This is a genomic window from Flavobacterium panacagri (genome assembly GCF_030378165.1).
Classification (GTDB): domain Bacteria; phylum Bacteroidota; class Bacteroidia; order Flavobacteriales; family Flavobacteriaceae; genus Flavobacterium; species Flavobacterium panacagri.
Genome location: NZ_CP119766.1, coordinates 5,629,624 through 5,646,227 on the forward strand (window position 1 = coordinate 5,629,624; position 16,604 = coordinate 5,646,227).

16 protein-coding genes and 1 pseudogene are annotated in these 16,604 nt (G+C 32.1%); 10 read left to right on the plus strand and 7 right to left on the minus strand.

The window, feature by feature from the left end; genetic code table 11:
- Positions 1 to 110 precede the first annotated feature (110 nt).
- On the minus strand, positions 111 to 590 hold the full coding sequence (locus tag P2W65_RS23825) for a Dps family protein (protein ID WP_091491835.1): 480 nt from the start codon (positions 588 to 590) through the stop codon (positions 111 to 113).
- 107 nt (positions 591 to 697) lie between these two features.
- Here P2W65_RS23825 and P2W65_RS23830 point away from each other — a divergent pair, with 107 nt between their 5' ends.
- Positions 698 to 1,639: a LysR substrate-binding domain-containing protein gene (locus P2W65_RS23830; protein WP_289662026.1), complete on the plus strand. Its 942-nt coding sequence runs from the start codon at positions 698 to 700 to the stop codon at positions 1,637 to 1,639.
- Between the two features lie 35 nt (positions 1,640 to 1,674).
- Here P2W65_RS23830 and P2W65_RS23835 read toward each other — a convergent pair whose 3' ends face one another.
- Positions 1,675 to 1,872 (minus strand): hypothetical protein, encoded by a 198-nt coding sequence (locus P2W65_RS23835; protein WP_073416676.1) that lies wholly within the window; start codon positions 1,870 to 1,872, stop codon positions 1,675 to 1,677.
- A 166-nt stretch (positions 1,873 to 2,038) separates the two neighbouring features.
- Positions 2,039 to 2,701, minus strand: a complete 663-nt coding sequence (gene mnmC2, locus P2W65_RS23840; RefSeq protein ID WP_289662032.1) for a tRNA (5-methylaminomethyl-2-thiouridine)(34)-methyltransferase MnmC2 — start codon at positions 2,699 to 2,701, stop codon at positions 2,039 to 2,041.
- Between the two features lie 309 nt (positions 2,702 to 3,010).
- Between mnmC2 and P2W65_RS23845 the strand changes: the two genes are divergently transcribed.
- The gene (locus P2W65_RS23845; RefSeq protein WP_289662035.1) at positions 3,011 to 4,081 is read left to right on the plus strand and encodes a branched-chain amino acid aminotransferase; all 1,071 of its coding nucleotides are present in this window, start codon (positions 3,011 to 3,013) and stop codon (positions 4,079 to 4,081) included.
- A gap of 219 nt (positions 4,082 to 4,300) precedes the next feature.
- Here P2W65_RS23845 and P2W65_RS23850 read toward each other — a convergent pair whose 3' ends face one another.
- Complete coding sequence (locus P2W65_RS23850; RefSeq protein ID WP_091491839.1) at positions 4,301 to 4,681, minus strand: pyrophosphohydrolase domain-containing protein; 381 nt, start codon at positions 4,679 to 4,681, stop codon at positions 4,301 to 4,303.
- Positions 4,682 to 5,135: 454 nt separating this feature from the next.
- Here P2W65_RS23850 and P2W65_RS23860 point away from each other — a divergent pair, with 454 nt between their 5' ends.
- The 4 genes and pseudogenes from P2W65_RS23860 to P2W65_RS23875 all read left to right on the plus strand — a co-directional run bounded on the left by P2W65_RS23860 (position 5,136) and on the right by P2W65_RS23875 (position 7,863).
- Positions 5,136 to 6,308, plus strand: a complete 1,173-nt coding sequence (locus tag P2W65_RS23860; protein ID WP_289662039.1) for an SRPBCC family protein — start codon at positions 5,136 to 5,138, stop codon at positions 6,306 to 6,308.
- A 72-nt stretch (positions 6,309 to 6,380) separates the two neighbouring features.
- Positions 6,381 to 6,922 (plus strand): annotated as a pseudogene (locus P2W65_RS23865) (RNA polymerase sigma factor).
- Positions 6,923 to 6,955: 33 nt separating this feature from the next.
- Positions 6,956 to 7,243, plus strand: a complete 288-nt coding sequence (locus P2W65_RS23870) for a hypothetical protein (protein WP_289662041.1) — start codon at positions 6,956 to 6,958, stop codon at positions 7,241 to 7,243.
- Between the two features lie 161 nt (positions 7,244 to 7,404).
- A complete protein-coding gene (locus P2W65_RS23875) occupies positions 7,405 to 7,863 on the plus strand; it encodes a sensor of ECF-type sigma factor (RefSeq protein WP_091491847.1) in 459 nt (152 codons plus the stop codon).
- A 75-nt stretch (positions 7,864 to 7,938) separates the two neighbouring features.
- On the opposite strand, the gene P2W65_RS23880 is transcribed toward P2W65_RS23875, so the two are convergent.
- Positions 7,939 to 9,000 (minus strand): beta propeller repeat protein, encoded by a 1,062-nt coding sequence (locus P2W65_RS23880; protein WP_289662044.1) that lies wholly within the window; start codon positions 8,998 to 9,000, stop codon positions 7,939 to 7,941.
- Between the two features lie 238 nt (positions 9,001 to 9,238).
- On the opposite strand from P2W65_RS23880, the gene P2W65_RS23885 reads away from it, so the two are divergent.
- The 3 genes from P2W65_RS23885 to P2W65_RS23895 all read left to right on the plus strand — a co-directional run bounded on the left by P2W65_RS23885 (position 9,239) and on the right by P2W65_RS23895 (position 14,036).
- Positions 9,239 to 10,573, plus strand: coding sequence for a hypothetical protein (locus P2W65_RS23885; RefSeq protein WP_289662047.1), 1,335 nt, complete (start codon positions 9,239 to 9,241; stop codon positions 10,571 to 10,573).
- A gap of 131 nt (positions 10,574 to 10,704) precedes the next feature.
- Complete coding sequence (locus tag P2W65_RS23890; RefSeq protein ID WP_289662049.1) at positions 10,705 to 12,684, plus strand: KUP/HAK/KT family potassium transporter; 1,980 nt, start codon at positions 10,705 to 10,707, stop codon at positions 12,682 to 12,684.
- Positions 12,685 to 12,821: 137 nt separating this feature from the next.
- Positions 12,822 to 14,036 carry an RsmB/NOP family class I SAM-dependent RNA methyltransferase gene (locus P2W65_RS23895; protein WP_289662051.1) on the plus strand — a complete coding sequence of 405 codons (1,215 nt, stop codon included), beginning with the start codon at positions 12,822 to 12,824 and terminating at the stop codon, positions 14,034 to 14,036.
- 95 nt (positions 14,037 to 14,131) lie between these two features.
- Here P2W65_RS23895 and P2W65_RS23900 read toward each other — a convergent pair whose 3' ends face one another.
- Both P2W65_RS23900 and P2W65_RS23905 read right to left on the minus strand, forming a co-directional pair.
- Positions 14,132 to 15,178 carry an AMP-binding protein gene (locus P2W65_RS23900; protein WP_289662053.1) on the minus strand — a complete coding sequence of 349 codons (1,047 nt, stop codon included), beginning with the start codon at positions 15,176 to 15,178 and terminating at the stop codon, positions 14,132 to 14,134.
- A 24-nt stretch (positions 15,179 to 15,202) separates the two neighbouring features.
- Positions 15,203 to 16,114, minus strand: coding sequence for a CPBP family intramembrane glutamic endopeptidase (locus P2W65_RS23905; protein ID WP_289662055.1), 912 nt, complete (start codon positions 16,112 to 16,114; stop codon positions 15,203 to 15,205).
- 116 nt (positions 16,115 to 16,230) lie between these two features.
- Here P2W65_RS23905 and arsC point away from each other — a divergent pair, with 116 nt between their 5' ends.
- Entirely contained in the window at positions 16,231 to 16,575 is a 345-nt protein-coding gene (gene arsC, locus P2W65_RS23910; RefSeq protein ID WP_289662057.1) for an arsenate reductase (glutaredoxin), read from the plus strand.
- Positions 16,576 to 16,604: the final 29 nt, after the last annotated feature.

Sequence of the window (16,604 nt, forward strand, 5' to 3'; positions counted from 1 at the left end):
AGCGTTAAACAAATAAAATCAAAGAGATTTTTATAGAAATTTAACAAAAACAAAAAAGCAGAACGCAATTTTTATGCCGTTCTGCTTCTAATTTATTAAAAAACAAGTTCTTAAAGAGTCTCTTCAAGCCATGCATTCATCATCCAGATTGTTTTTTCCTGCTCAGAAATAAAGTCACTCATCATAGAATTGGTTCCTTCATCATTTATTTCGTCAGATTTGTTTAATATCTCTCTTTCGATTTTTAACAAATCTGATAAGGAATGAACGATTAAATGAACCGCCTTTTCATCATTAGAAATATTTTTTCCAACTGTTAATTTATTGTTTTGAATGTAATCTTCAAAAGTATGCAAAGGAGTGCCACCAATCGTTAAAACTCTCTCCGCTATCATATCAATTTTTAGCTGTGCATCTGTATATAGTTCTTCGAATTTTACATGTAAATCAAAAAAACGTTTTCCTCGAATGTTCCAGTGAATTCCTCTCAAATTTTGATAATACACTTGAAAATTTGACAACAATACATTCAATTCTTTTACTAATAATTCTGACTCTTTTACAGGTAATCCTAAAATATTTGTTTTCATGATCTAATTTTTTACTCTAATTTACTACAAATTTAAAGCAACTTCAAGAAAATTTATATAAATAAAAATTATATTTTCTTATTTTTGCATCAAAATTTATTATCAATATGACTATAACTCAATTACAATATGTGTTAGCAGTTGCTGAACATAAAAACTTCACGCTTGCTGCCGAAAAATGCTTTGTAACGCAGCCAACTTTAAGCATGCAGATACAAAAGATTGAAGAAGAGCTTAATATCTTAATTTTCGACAGAAGCAAGAAACCTATACAGCTTACTGATATAGGTCAGAAAATAGTAAATCAGGCTAAAAATATTGTAAACGAGGCCGATCGTATTAAAGATATAGTAGAGCAACAGAAAGGTTTTATTGGAGGGGAATTTCGTTTGGGAATCATTCCGACCATTATGCCAACTATTCTACCAATGTTCTTAAATAACTTCATTAAGAAATATCCAAAAGTTAAACTTTTAATTGAAGAGTTAAATACAGAGGAAATCATTTTAAAATTAAAAAATGGTCATTTAGACGCTGCCATTGCCGCAACACCTTTAGAAGATGAAAAAATCAAAGAAATTGTATTATACTTTGAGCCTTTTGTAGCTTATATTCCTGAAGGTCATGCAAGTTTTCAAAAAGAAGAAATTGAAGTGGCTGATTTAAATTTAAATGAAATCTTATTGCTACAAGACGGACATTGTTTTAGAGACGGAATTCTAAATTTATGCAAAAGTGTTTCTGACGCTGACCAATCTAATTTCCAGATTCAAAGCGGTAGTTTTGAAACCCTGATTAAATTGGCAGACGAAGGCCTTGGCACAACATTACTTCCGTACTTGCACACCTTAGACTTAAAAGAATCCGATAAACTGAAACTTCGAAACTTTAAAGAACCAAAACCTGCCCGTGAGGTAAGTTTGATTTACCCAAAGAGCGAATTAAAAATGCAAATCATTGACGCACTCCGATCTACAATTGCTGGCGTTATAAAAGGTGCCATTGTTTTTCAGAATGTTCAAATCATTAGTCCGCTACAAAAAAAGTAGTCATAAAAAAAGGAGCCAATTAGGCTCCTTTCTTTTTATACTTTAATTAGTTGTAGACTTGGTTTTAATTCTGGCTTTTCAATTATGAAATTCAACAGCCATTCTTGTAATTGTTCCATTTCGTATGGTAACAGTGTTTTGATAGCTTTTTCTAACTCTTTGCAGAAAAGCACCGGATCGAAACTTACTCTTTCAAGTATTGATTTCGTGTAATCGAACATCATTTTTGACATAATAAAACAAGATTTTTGGGGGTTATCTCTATTTTTAAACTCGCACCAAATTTAAACATTAATCATATATAAAATCTCTTTTTAACTATTTTTTTTCAAAACTTTAGCAACGAATACGTTTTCTTAAAATAAATAAATCAATATAGAATCATTCTAAACAACTCATTTAAACCTTTTTAAAGGCTCGAAACATTTCTCTTTTGCCTGGAGGGCCTGCTAATTTTTCTACCGTAAATCCAACTTCAATCATACTTCTTTTAACAACTCCGCGCGCTGCGTAAGTAACAAGAACTCCGTTTGGTTTTAAACTATTGTACATTTTCTGAAAAATCTCCGTACTCCAAAGTTCTGGTTGAACTCTAAATCCAAAGGCGTCAAAGTAAATCAAATCAAAAGTCTCGAAATCGTTTATTTCGTGAAAAAATTGTTTTCTTTTAGTTAATAAGAACTGGTCGCAAATTTCTGCCTTTTGATTCCATTCTGTCTTATGCATTTTCTCGAAAATGTTCTCAAATTCCAATGCGTCAAGTTCTACAGCGTAATTCATTTCTAAAATTTCATCAGCATCAACCGGATAAGCTTCTACTCCAACATAATCTATATGCTGTTTTTTTCTAACAGACTCTAAAAAAGTAATAAAAGCATTTAAACCTGTTCCAAAACCAATCTCTAATACACTTACAGATTCATCAAATAATGAAAGTCCGTTTTTTATAAACACATGTTTTGCTTCCTGAATTGCTCCATGCTTAGAATGATAACATTCATCCCATTCTGGCAAACGAATTGTAGTTGAACCATCTAACGTTTTAATTATTTCTCTTTTCACTTTTTCGAAATTTACAGTAGCTTATTATTGATTTTCAAGCTTTATTTACATTCAAAATTAGTCAAAACTAATGCGTAAAGCCTTAAAAAACGATACTTTTTTCATAAATTATTTATAAAAATCAATTAAATATTTGAGTTTATTATAGGATAAATAAATCTCAGTCAAAAGGTATAAATAATGAATTTTCACTAAGCTTTTTACATAATTTTACTTAATTTTGTATTCAATAAATTCTATTTTACATGATATCATCACTTTAGACTTTCTAAGGCGAAAAAATATCTCACAAAAAAACTTACACAACTTATGAGTACAACTCAAACAAGCAAAATTGAAATCATAAAAGCTACTTCTACAAAGATCAATGAAGTAGATTTTGACAACTTAAGTTTTGGTGCTGTATTTACAGACCATTTATTCGAATGCGATTTTAAAAACGGACAATGGCAAAATCCTGTCATTAAACCTTACGCTCCTATTTTGATGGATCCATCTTCAAAAGTCTTCCATTACGGTCAAGCTATTTTTGAAGGAATGAAAGCTTATAAAGATGACAATAATGATGTTTGGTTGTTTAGACCAGATGAAAACTACAAACGTTTCAATAGTTCAGCAGTAAGAATGGCGATGCCAGAAGTACCAGAAGCTATTTTCATGGACGGTTTGAACGAATTATTGAAATTAGACAAAGACTGGATTCAAAGAGGAAACGGTGCAAGTATGTACATCCGTCCTTTTATGATTGCTACAGGGCCTGGAGTTATCGCAAATCCATCTGACGAATATAAATTCATGATCTTACTTTCTCCTGCAAAAGCATATTACGGAGGTGAAGTAAAAGTAATTATTGCTGAACACTACAGTAGAGCTGCAAACGGAGGAATTGGTGCTGCAAAAGCGGCTGGGAACTATGCTGCGCAGTTTTATCCAACTAACTTGGCAAACAAAGACGGTTTCCAACAAGTTATCTGGACTGATGATGCGACGCATACAAAATTAGAAGAAGCGGGAACAATGAACGTTTTCTTCAGAATTAACGATACTTTATTAACAGCTCCAACAAGCGAAAGAATCTTAGATGGTGTTACCAGAAAAAGTTTGATTGCTATGGCTGAAAAAGAAGGATTAAATGTTGAAGTTCGCCCAGTAATTGTTTCAGAATTAGTTGAAGCAGCTAAAAACGGATCTTTAAAAGAAATCTTTGGAGCAGGAACTGCTGCAGTTATCAGTGTAATCAAAGGATTTTCGTATCAAGATGAATATTATGAAATGGCTCCAATCGAGAATTCGTACGCTTCATTCTTAAAAGAAAAATTAACAAGTCTTCAAAACAAACTTTCTGAAGATACTTACGGATGGACAGTTAAAGTGCAATAATCCAAAACCATATAAAAAGAGAAACCCGATAAATTTATTTTTATCGGGTTTTTTATTTGAATTTAAACACATAGAAACATAGATTTTTTTTTTAAAGAATTCAAAAAGAAACATGTTTCTAACACATAGACTATGTGCTTTTATGCTAGTGAAACACCTTTTTTTTGGCTGTCTAAAACTATGTTTCTATGTGTTTAAAAAAATTTAATCTTTTTCTTTTTAGAATAATTTTGAAAAATCTGGTTTAAAATAATTCGGGCCTTTCATTACTTTACCGTCTTCACGATAAATTGGCTGGCCATCTTCTCCTAATTTACTCATATTACTGCGTTGAATCTCATCAAAAACAGCTTCGATTTTATCTTGTAATCCGTGCTCAATAATGGTACCGCATAAAATATACATCATATCACCAAGAGCATCTGCAATTTCAACTAAATCATTATTTTGAACCGCCTCATAGTATTCTTCGTTTTCTTCTTTCATTAAGTTATAACGAAGTAATTTCTTCTCAGCTCCTAAATCGGCAGTTGGAGTTGTACTGTGTCCAATTTTAAAAGCAGTGTGAAATTCTGTTACGGCGTCGAGTTGTTTTTTCATATAGTAGTTTTCTTTTTTTTTGCTAATTTAATTCACTTAAACATAATACTAAAATAAAATTACATTAAATGAAACGGTTATTAGCTTCAAATCATATTCAATTCTCTAAATTTGCCAAAAATAATTTTTAAAGCTATGTTTAGTCAAGGACAAATACTATTTGGAGTGTGTTTTTTTATTGCGTTTGTAATCATAATGATATTTGCTTATCGAAGAGATCTGGCACTGCATAAGATCTTTTACAAAGGAAATTACAAAGTATTGCTTGTTTTTTTGCTTTTCATTGCCATTTTATTTTTAATCAAAATCTTTTTTAAGAGATAATTATTTTTTGAGCGCAAAAGAGTCTTTTCTGAATTAAAAATTCATTCAAACAAAATAAAACCTAATAATTTTTGGTTATTAGTAAGACTCATGATAAATTTATAACTTTACGAAATCAAACAACCTACCAATGAAGATTCTTAAGTATTTATTTCTTTTCGCGTTATTAAGCCTTGTTGCCCTTACTGTTTTTGTTGCTACTCAAAAAGGAATCTTTGATGTAGAAAGAAGTAAAGTAATTAACTCGCCTCGTGCAACGGTTTACAGTTATCTTAATGACTTCAGAAATTATGAAGATTTTGAATCTTGGTCAGTTGAAGATCCATCTATAAAAATGACTTTCCCTAACAAAACAAGTGGAAATGGCGCTTCTTTTTATTGGGATGGAGCTGATGGAAAAGGAAATGCAATCACTCTTAAAACAAAAGAAGGCGAAAGCATTGAACAAAAAATGCAATATGATGGCACTGAAGCCGATGTTTCTTGGACTTTAAAAGACACTTTAAACGGAAAAACTAAAGTGACCTGGAAAGCAAAAGGAACTATGAGTTTTCTATTTAAAATTTACACTGCTTTACACGGAGGTTCTAATAAAGTTATTGGAACTATTTACGAAAAAAGCTTAGCCAATATTGACAAAAACCTTGACTACGAAACCAAAACTTATGCTATCAAAGTCGATGGTTTAGTAAAAAAAACAGAGACACCTTACATTCGCCAGACTTTTACAAGTGAAATTGAAAAAGTCAGCAAAAATGCTCGAATTGTAATTCCGAAACTTATCCATTTCAGTGAAACAAATGGATTATCTACAAGTGGAAAACCTTTTATTATTTACCACACTTACGACACTAAAACTGGTTTAGCCAAAATATCAATTTGTCTTCCAATCAATAAAGAAATTTCTATCAGTTCTGGAAGTGATATTCTATCTGGAAAACTAAATGGATTTGATGCTGTAAAAACAACACTAACTGGAGATTATTCTCATAGAAATGAAGCTATTGCCAAAACAGTAGCTTTTATAAACAACGGAAAAATCACGCCACAACTAAGCTGGTCGCATCTTGAAGTATTAACTTTAAGCAGACTGGATGTAAAAGGCTCTTCTAAGCTGGAAACTGAAATATATTTTCCAATCATACCTAAAGTAGAACCTGTAATTGCGCAGCCTGATTATTCACAAGAAACACAGACTCAAGCACAAGAACCAGTACAGGCAGAACCAGTAAGACGTAAACCTGCTACACCAGCGCCTGCCACAACACCTCCAGCAAAAGAAGAGGAACAATCTGAATTCTAAATTTTTAAGGTCAATTAAACCTTTTGTTTTAAATTTAGTCTAACTTATATTAAAGTTTACAAAACAAAAAGTTTGATAGACGAGAAGGAATTTATAAAACAATTATTAAACCCTGAAACGCAGAATACCGCGTTTCAAAAACTCTTGTCTGATTATCAGAGACCTTTGTATTCTCATATTCGAAATATTGTTTTGAATCATGACGATGCAGACGATGTTTTACAGAATACTTTTGTAAAAGTCTTTCAATATCTTAAAAACTTTAAAGGTGAAAGTAAACTTTTCTCCTGGATGTATCGTATTGCCACAAACGAAGCTTTGACTTTTTTATCTCAAAAGGCAAAATTAAGCGGGATTTCATCAGAAGATTTGCAGAACAAAACCATCGACAATCTAAAAGCAGATCTTTATTTTGATGGAGATGAAATTCAAATCAAACTTCAAAAAGCAATTGTAACACTTCCGGAAAAACAGCAATTAGTTTTCAAAATGAAATATTTTGAAGAATTAAATATGAAGAAATTGCAGAAATCTTAGGAACTTCTGTTGGAGCACTTAAGGCATCTTATCATCACGCAGTTAAAAAAATCGAATTATATGTTACATCAAATTAAACCTTTTGTAACTAAAACTATCTTATAGGTATTATGAAAACATTTAAATTAGAAAACGAACCCAAAATAAAATCTGGATTTAAAACTCCAGAACATTATTTTGATAATTTTCCAGAAAAAGTTTTACAGCAATTAAACGAAAAAGAGGTTAAAGTAATTCCGTTTTACAAACGTAAAAAAGTACTTTCTTTAGCCGCAGCAGCAGTTATTGGTCTAGCATTAATGATTCCGATTGTGAATAATTACAGAGCAACATCAAACGACCTTGACGAAGCCGCTTTAGAAACTTATTTATCCTATCAGTCTAATCTGACTCAATAGATCTTATTCAGAAATTGGATGATAGCGATATTGAAAAATTAAATAATGATATTACTCTTGAAGATGAAACTATAGAAGATATTTTATCTACAAGTCCGAATATAGAACACTTAATTTCAGAACAGAACTAAACTTAGACTTAACTCCAACTTTACTTTACAATGAAAATAAAAAATATTTTACCGCTACTGCTCTTTCTGACCAGTTTTTCCTTTTTTGCTCAAAATGGAAAAATAGATGAAAAACGTGAAAAAATCAAAGCTTTTAAAGTTTCATTTTTAACAACGGAATTAGAATTAACTTCAACAGAAGCCGAAAAATTCTGGCCGATATACAATGCTTATGATGACAAACAATTTGATCTGAAGCATTTAAAAATGAAAACCTACATTCGGAAATTAAATGATGACAACATCAATAATCTATCTGAAAAAGACGCTGTAACGTTATTATCTCAAATTGAAAGCACAGATAAGGAATTATATGTACTTCGTGAAAAATACATGGCGAGTTTGAAGAAAATACTTTCGGCAAAAAAAATATTAAAGCTTAAAAAATCTGAAGACGATTTTAATCGAAAATTACTGCAGCAATATCGAGATAAAGCCGGCAAAGATTAAATCTCAGTAAAGAAACAACAGCGATAAGAACCCTATATAATAATACTTACTTTATTATTTAGGGTTCTTATTTTTTTATTTAAAGTTCAGTCGAACTACTTTATTATGCCCCGCTGCAATTGCAGTATTTCTGTTTATAAAACGAATTGTAAAAAGTTTTGTATCGGTAGATAACTGCATCCAGTTTTCACCGCCGTTTTGAGAATATTGTATTCCTTCAGAACCTACACAGATAATTTCTTTTCCATTTCCTCCAGGAACATATTGTACACAAGACGCATAGCCAAATCCCATATTCTGCCCAATCAATTCCCAAGTTTTACCACCATCTTTAGTAAAGGCTTTATTATCATTTCTATTGTTTGGAAGATCATAATCTCCTCCTGCAATAAAACCTTGTTTAGAATCGTAAAAATCGGCTGTAAAAATACCGGTCATTTCTTTTCCTTGCACAATTGGCGTTTCTACGACCTTCCAAGTTTTTGCTTTATCGGGAGAATAAAAAACACGTGCTTTTTTTCCGCCAGAAACCAGCCAGGTATCATTTCCTTTTATAACAATATTAGTATTGCTTGCTGCAAAAGCTCCTTCACCAACAGAATTTGTAGGCAATTTATCTGACAATAGTTTTGTCCAAGTTTCTCCTCCGTCACGAGTTACAATAACAGAGAAAGTGTCTTCTGTTGGATCGCCAATTGCAATTCCTTCTTTATCATTCCAAAACTGCATACTATCGTAAAAAACTTTTGGATTAACTTCTTTATAAACTAATTTAACTTTATTGTCTTTTTTGGAAACAGCATAAAGTAAAGCGGGATTGGCTACACTAAGCAGAAAAATATCTTTAGAAGTCTGTGCGATACTTCTAAATTCCAAATTTAAAGTATCACGATAAATATGCTCTTCAAATTTTTCATTTTTAGTTAAATCATAATAACCGAAACGTGAATTATCAGCTCCATACCAAATTTTATTTTTATCAACCAAAATGGCTCTAATGCTAATTCTATCTTTAAATAAAGTATCTACAGTCATTGATGTAAAACCGCTATTATAAGCAACTTTAGTTTTAGAATTAAATGTTCCAAAAGACATCAATAAAATAAAAATACTGCAAAATAAAACTAGTTTCTTCATAAGGAATTTAAATTTGGTTAACGCTAAAATACGATTATTTATAATATCTCAAATAGGTTTAGCTCATTTTCAAGAAATAATAAGTCCATACTTTTATGCAACCGATTACATTCAGAAAAGAACAAACAAAACGCAATCAACTAATATACCGTTCATTACACTCACTACATTTAGCAAATAAATTTATGGCACAGTAATTGGATATCTCCAAGTACAAACAATTTAATATGATTTAGTCATGAAAACGAAATTACTTTTAATAGCGATCACAGCGATAGTTTTTGGTTCTTGTGCAGCACAGAGTCAAACTACAGTTTACGCAAAAAATTCAGATATAAGCGATAATTTAGATTTAAGAGCCGTTGCTTCCATGTTTGGAGAATCTGCAAACCTTCAAGATTTTGAAAGAAGATTAAACGATCCAAAATATCAAATTTCAAACCTTGATCTTAATGGCGATGATGAAGTAGATTACCTTCGTGTAATCGAAAGTGTAGAAGACAGAACCCACGTGGTAATCATTCAAGCCGTTTTAGACCGTGATGTTTACCAAGACGTTGCAACTATTGATGTTGAGAGAGATAATTACAACAAAGTAAGTGTACAGATTGTAGGTAACTCTTATTTATATGGAGCAAATTACATTTATGAGCCAGTTTATAGTGTTGCTCCAGTAATTTATACTTCTTTCTGGGTTACTAATTACAGACCTTACTATTCAACATGGTATTGGGGTTATTATCCAACTTATTACAGCGCTTGGAGACCTTATCCGGTTTACAGATACAGAAACAATGTAAATGTTTGCATCAATGTTCATAACAGCTACAACTATGTAAATGTGAGAAGAAGTTATAGAGCTCCTGTGATTTACGAAACAAGACGTACTTACGGATACGAAAGAATAAGACCAAACTACAGTTTTGCTGAAAGACATTCTAATGTGAGCAATAGATATGATTTAGACCAAAGACGTGTATCTAGTAGAGAAGCCAACCGAAACAGCTATAATACCAATAGAGGAAACACAGCAAGACCTATATCTTCTGACAACAGAACTTCAAATAGAAATTATGCTGAAAATAGAAACACAACAGACAGAACTTCTGTAGACAGAAACAACGGAACATACAACTCTACCAACAGAACTCCAAATAGAAACACAGAAGGAACTGTAAATAGAGACTATTCCAACAGAGGAAACAACACTGCAAGAGTTGAAAATACTCCAAGAACAGAATCTAGAAACAACAATTCTGGAATGACTTCAAGAGGGAATTCTGAAAACAGAGGAAACTCGAATCGTGAAATGTCTACTCAGAGATCAGAAAATTCTAGAAACTATTCGCAGAACAGAGTTAGCAACACACCATCTGCTCCAGTTCAAAGAGCTGAAGCACCAAGAAGCAACTCTGAAAACAGATCAAGTTCTAACAGAGAATATTCAGCTAGACCAGCACAAAGTCAACCACGTTCAGAATCACCAAGAATGAATCAAGAATCTCGCGGAGGAGGAGAATCTCAGAGAGAAAGTGGATCAAACTCTAGAGGTGGCGGAGGAAGAAGAGGTTAAGAATATTTCAAATTATAATTAAATTTAAAAGCACAATTTTACGATTGTGCTTTTTTTTATCTTTTTAATTATAATAGCTGCTAATTTGTTTTAAAACAGTAAATTTGCAACCGTCTTTTATAAAAATATACATGAGCGCATCGCATAAAAACTTACATAGTAAGTTGTCTATTGGGGGTTTATTGATTACTTTAGGGATTATTTATGGAGATATTGGAACCTCTCCATTGTACGTAATGAAGGCTATTCTAGGCAATCACGTAATAAATGCCGATATTGTTTTAGGAGGTATTTCTTGTGTTTTTTGGACGCTGACATTACAAACTACAATTAAATATGTACTTATTACTTTAAGTGCAGACAATCATGGTGAAGGTGGAATTTTTGCACTTTACGCCTTAGTCAAGAAAACAAAAATTCAATGGCTAATCGTGCCCGCCATAATTGGAGGAAGTGCCCTGCTTGCAGACGGAATCATAACACCACCCATTTCGATTTCATCAGCAGTAGAAGGAATTAGAGCTTTCTATCCTACAATGGAGACGCAAACTATTGTATATATTGTAATTTCGATCTTGTTTGTTCTTTTCACTATTCAGCAATTCGGAACTAAACTAGTTGGTAAATTCTTTGCTCCAATGATGTTAATCTGGTTTGCTATGCTTGGAACTTTAGGAACTATTCAGGTTATTAATTACCCAGAAGTTATTAAAGCCATAAATCCTTATTACGCATACCATTTATTAACGGTACATCCTGATGGTTTCTTTGTTCTTGGATTTGTATTTTTATGTACAACAGGAGCTGAGGCTTTATATTCAGATATGGGACACTGTGGTAGAAAAAACATTAGAATAAGCTGGATGTTTGTAAAAACTACTTTGGTTTTAAACTACTTTGGACAAGCTGCTTATTTAATCCACCACGAAGGAAGCACCTTACAGCAATTAGGAGGAGAAAATGGAAATCCGTTTTACTTAATTATGCCACATTGGTTTTTACCATTTGGAATTGTAGTGGCAACTTTAGCAGCCGTGATTGCATCTCAAGCATTGATTAGCGGTTCATTTACCTTGATCAATGAAGCAATGCGTCTGAATTTCTGGCCAAAAGTAAAAATCAAATATCCAACAGAAGTAAAAGGTCAATTATACATTCCATCAATTAACTGGTTATTGTTTTTTGGTTGTGTTGGAATTGTTTTACACTTCGAAAAATCAGGAAATATGGAGCATGCTTATGGTCTTGCTATTATTCTCTGCATGATCATGACGACTATTTTGTTGAATTATTATCTAATCATGAAACGTGTAAAACTATACTTCATGGTTCCGTTGATTACCATTTATTTGTTAATCGAATTCAGTTTCCTTTTTGCTAATATCACCAAGTTTGCCGAAGGAGGTTATGTAACATTAATCATTGCAAGCATGCTGATTTCTGTAATGACAATCTGGTATTTGGCGAAGAAAATCAACAAAAACTACACAAAAGTGGTTAAGGTTGATGACTACAAACAAGTTTTAGTAGAATTGAGTCAAGATTTATCTATTCCGAAATACGCAACGCACTTGGTTTACATGACCAATGCCAATCGTGTTGATGAATTGGAGGAAAAAATCATTTATTCTATTCTTCAAAAGCGTCCAAAAAGAGCAGATATTTATTGGTTTGTTCACGTGAACATTTTGACTGAACCTTATAAAACGCAGTATAAAGTAACAGAAATTGCCAAAGACGATATCTATAGAATTGACTTCAATTTAGGTTTTAGAGAACCAACCAAAATCAATTTGATGTTTAGAGAAGTTATCAAAGATATGGTAAAACGTGGCGAAGTTGATATTACCAGCCGTTACGAATCTTTAAACAAAAACAATATCATTGGAGACTTCAAATTTGTACTGTCTGAAAAATTCTTATCGAACGACAATGATTTAAGATGGCACGAAAACATTATTATGAACTCGTACTTTTTCATCAAAAAACTGAGTTTGTCTGAAGAAAGAGCTTTTGGATTAGACAGCAGTTCTGTTAAAGTAGAGAAATTCCCAATGGTGCTTCATGCTCCAGAAAATATTGGATTAACGCGTATTGTTCCTAAAGAATAAAAAACATCCAAAATATTTCAAAAAAAACACTCTTAACTAGAGTGTTTTTTCTTTTAATGAGAATCCGAAATAAGATTCAGTATTAAAAATTTAACTTTCAATCAATTAATACTACCTTTGCACTTCAAATAAATAAAATGAGATTACACAGAAATTTAGTTTATACGACAATCGATTCTTTGAATGCTATTTTCAATGAAGGAGAATATGCAGACAAAGTTGTAGCTAGAGCATTAAAAAAAGACAAACGCTGGGGAAGTTCTGACCGTAAATTTGTTGCTGAAACCATATACGAGATTGTTCGATGGAAACGATTATACGCTGAAATTGCAGAAGTTAAAGAACCTTATGACAGAGATAATTTATGGAGAATGTTTGCCGTTTGGGCTGTTCTTCGCGGTTATCCAATTCCTGATTGGAGACAATTGGAAGGAACTCCTGAAAGAAAAATAAAAGGCCGTTTTGACGAATTATCTAAAAACAGGGCACTTAAAGAATCTATTCCTGACTGGATGGATGAATTGGGCGTAAAAGAATTAGGCGAAAAAGTTTGGTCAAAAGAAATTGCTGCACAAAATCAGCCGGCAAAAGTGATCCTTAGAACCAACACTTTAAAAGGAACTAAAGAAAGCCTTAGAAATACTTTAATGGATTTAAATATTGAAACAGAATATTTAAAAGACCAGCCAGAAGCTCTTGTTTTAAAAGAAAGAGCCAATGTATTTTTAACTGATGCTTTTAAACAAGGTTTATTTGAAGTACAAGATGCCAACTCGCAATTAGTTGCAGGATTTCTAGACGTAAAACCAGGAATGCGCGTGGTAGATACTTGTGCTGGTGCTGGAGGAAAAACATTGCACATGGCTTCTTTAATGGAAAACAAAGGACAGCTGATTGCAATGGATTTGTATGAAAGTAAATTAAAGCAATTAAAACTAAGAGCTAAAAGAAACGGCGCTTTCAATATTGAATACCGCATTATCGACAGCACTAAAGTGATAAAAAAATTACACGAAAAAGCTGATCGCGTTTTGATTGATGCTCCTTGTAGCGGATTAGGGGTTTTAAAAAGAAATCCGGATTCTAAATGGAAATTACAGCCTGAATTTATCGATAATATCCGTAAAGTTCAGAGCGAAGTTTTAGAAAGCTATTCTAAAATTGTAAAACCAGGCGGAAAATTGGTTTATGCAACTTGTTCTGTTTTACCTTCAGAAAATCAGGAGCAAGTGGAGAAATTCTTAAAAACAGAAATCGGACAACAATTTACTTTTATTGAAGATCGTAAAATGTTAGCTTCAGAATCTGGTTTTGACGGATTCTATATGGCACTTTTGGAAAGAAAAAAGTAAAAAATTAAATTTCAATTTATTTTGGAATAACTCAATACTAAAAATCCAAATTCCAATTTTAAGCTTGGAATTTGGATTTTTTTATTTTTGGAATTTTACTCTTGCAGAGTTGGTTTACGAAGCAACTTTCCATTTTCGTTTTCCTTGAATTTGGAAACAAAAACTATTTCTTTTGGTTTTTCATATTTTCCTAAGACATCAAAAAAATCGGGAGCAAATTCTTGTTTTTCTCCTTCAACAACCAAAACTAATTTTTCTCCTAAAGTAGTATCCGGAAGCCCCGTCACAAAGAATCTATTATTGATTTTACCAATCAACTTAGCTTCAATCTGTTCCGGAATCAGCTTAACTCCTCCACTATTGATTACATTATCAATCCTTCCTAAAAAGATAAACTGCTGCTCATTTAACAATTCTACCAAATCATTAGTCACAATTGGTTCGTCTGAAATTGTTGAAACATGAATAACTAAACATTGACGATCGTCCTGAGAGATTTTTACATTCGGCAAAATAGAAAAAACAGAATCACCTAAGCGTTTAGCCGCAACATGTGTAATTGTTTCGGTCATTCCATAAGTTTCGTAGATTTCAGTTGTTTTTAATGGTAAAAGTTTTTCTTCTAGAGAAGAATCTAGTTTTGCTCCACCAATAATCAATTTACGAACATTTGAAAGTTCCTCAATTGAATTTTGAACCTGAAGCGGTACCATCGCAACAAAATCATAAACCGTAGAGTTTAATGCTAATGGATGCAGACTTGGCGAAACAATATCTAATTCCAATCCTAAAATTAAACTGCGCACCAGCATCATTTTTCCTGCAATAAACTGCGTTGGAAGACATAATAAAGCTTTATCTCCAGGCTTTAATCCAAAAAAATCTCCTGTTGCTAAGGCAGATTGTATCATCGCTTGTTTTTCTAAACGAACCAATTTCGGAAGTCCCGTAGTTCCCGAAGTGGTCATTTCTATATAGTCTTTTTTATCAAACCAATCCAAAAAGAACTCCCCTATTGACTGTTCGTAGGCATCTCCTTCTTTTATATAGCCGTATGCTATTTGACACAAATCTTTTGCGTTTAAATGATAGCCGTTTAACTTAAAATAATTATGAACTTTATGTTGCGTTAAATTTTGCATATTTTATTGTTTTACTTCGACATCTTAAATATCTCCTGTTAATCTTTCTTTCCAATTCGTCCAACCGTATTTTTTACTAAAGATAAAAAGTAAAATAGGATAAATCACTACAACCGGCAGAATAACATCTATTCCAGCTGAAGGTTCTGAAAGATCTTTAAATATAGAATGTGTTTGAAAGACAGACCAGTCCGAAGTTACCAATAGTGCTCCTATGAGATTATTAGCAGCATGAAACCCAAGTGCCAGCTCCATTCCTTCATCCATTAAAGTTATAACTCCTAAGAACAAACCTGTTCCTATATAATAAATCATTATTATATTTCCCATCTTCACTACTTCTGGATTTGCCCAGTGCATCGAACCAAAAATAACCGAAGTCATCAAAAGCGGAAACCATCTATTTCGTGCTAAATTCGCAAACCCCTGCATCAAATAACCTCTAAAAACATATTCTTCGGTACTTGTCTGAATTGGAATTAAAATAGTTCCTAAAACAACCAAAATCAAGAAAGGAACTAAATTAAAATTCAGCACAAAATTTTCAGGAGATTTAAGATATACAAACAAAAAACTCAATAATGAAAAGATTGTCCATACAAAGAAAGAAAAACTAACTCGTTTCCAGTCTACTTTTGCTCTAGAAGTAGTGACTGACAATAAAGTTTGATGATGAATATACTTTACTACAAAGTAAATTCCAGCTAAAGCAAAAATAAAGGAAATCATCACCAAAAAAAGTGTCATATTAGACTCAAACATTTTCATTACACCTTGATCTGTAGTTGGAAAAGCTTTTTTTTCAACGGCAGTTTTATAAAATACAGCTGCTGTAAGTGGAATTTGCCCAACAAAAGAAGCCGCAATAATAAAAACAGAACCTAAAAGATATTTCCAAAACTTATTTTCAGGTTTAATTCCTTGCTCTAAAAACATAAATCTTAAATTTTAAAAAATGAGAATTCAAATTCGATAAGTTAATCTTACATTTGATATTGCTAAAATACCTCTTTTTTATTTTACGAATATTTGAAACCATTAAATATAACAAAATGATACAAATTTACCACAATCCGAGATGCGGAAAATCAAGAACCTGCCTTGCTTTTATAGAACAATCGAATCAAGAATTTGAAATCATTCCTTACTTAACCCAAACACCATCTTTTGACGAGTTAAAGACACTATTGAAACAATTAAATCTTGAACCTCTCGAATTAGTAAGAACTAAAGAAAAAATCTGGATCGAAAATTTCAAAGGCAAAACTTTAAGTAATGATCAAATTATAAATGCAATGGTCGAAAATCCAATTTTAATCGAACGACCAATTGTAGTAAAAGACGGAAAAGCCATTATTGGCAGAGATCCTGATTTAGTCGCTTCTTTTTTAGATTGATTCTAAAATACTCTATTAACAATTTTTTA

Coding starts and splice junctions, on each gene's coding strand:
- P2W65_RS23825 (WP_091491835.1), bottom strand. CDS start 590: ATGAAAACAAATATTTTAGGATTACCTGTAAAAGAGTCAGAATTATTA.
- P2W65_RS23830 (WP_289662026.1), top strand. CDS start 698: ATGACTATAACTCAATTACAATATGTGTTAGCAGTTGCTGAACATAAA.
- P2W65_RS23835 (WP_073416676.1), bottom strand. CDS start 1,872: ATGTCAAAAATGATGTTCGATTACACGAAATCAATACTTGAAAGAGTA.
- P2W65_RS23845 (WP_289662035.1), top strand. CDS start 3,011: ATGAGTACAACTCAAACAAGCAAAATTGAAATCATAAAAGCTACTTCT.
- P2W65_RS23850 (WP_091491839.1), bottom strand. CDS start 4,681: ATGAAAAAACAACTCGACGCCGTAACAGAATTTCACACTGCTTTTAAA.
- P2W65_RS23860 (WP_289662039.1), top strand. CDS start 5,136: ATGAAGATTCTTAAGTATTTATTTCTTTTCGCGTTATTAAGCCTTGTT.
- P2W65_RS23870 (WP_289662041.1), top strand. CDS start 6,956: ATGAAAACATTTAAATTAGAAAACGAACCCAAAATAAAATCTGGATTT.
- P2W65_RS23875 (WP_091491847.1), top strand. CDS start 7,405: ATGAAAATAAAAAATATTTTACCGCTACTGCTCTTTCTGACCAGTTTT.
- P2W65_RS23880 (WP_289662044.1), bottom strand. CDS start 9,000: ATGAAGAAACTAGTTTTATTTTGCAGTATTTTTATTTTATTGATGTCT.
- P2W65_RS23885 (WP_289662047.1), top strand. CDS start 9,239: ATGAAAACGAAATTACTTTTAATAGCGATCACAGCGATAGTTTTTGGT.
- P2W65_RS23890 (WP_289662049.1), top strand. CDS start 10,705: ATGAGCGCATCGCATAAAAACTTACATAGTAAGTTGTCTATTGGGGGT.
- P2W65_RS23895 (WP_289662051.1), top strand. CDS start 12,822: ATGAGATTACACAGAAATTTAGTTTATACGACAATCGATTCTTTGAAT.
- P2W65_RS23900 (WP_289662053.1), bottom strand. CDS start 15,178: ATGCAAAATTTAACGCAACATAAAGTTCATAATTATTTTAAGTTAAAC.
- P2W65_RS23905 (WP_289662055.1), bottom strand. CDS start 16,114: ATGTTTTTAGAGCAAGGAATTAAACCTGAAAATAAGTTTTGGAAATAT.
- arsC (WP_289662057.1), top strand. CDS start 16,231: ATGATACAAATTTACCACAATCCGAGATGCGGAAAATCAAGAACCTGC.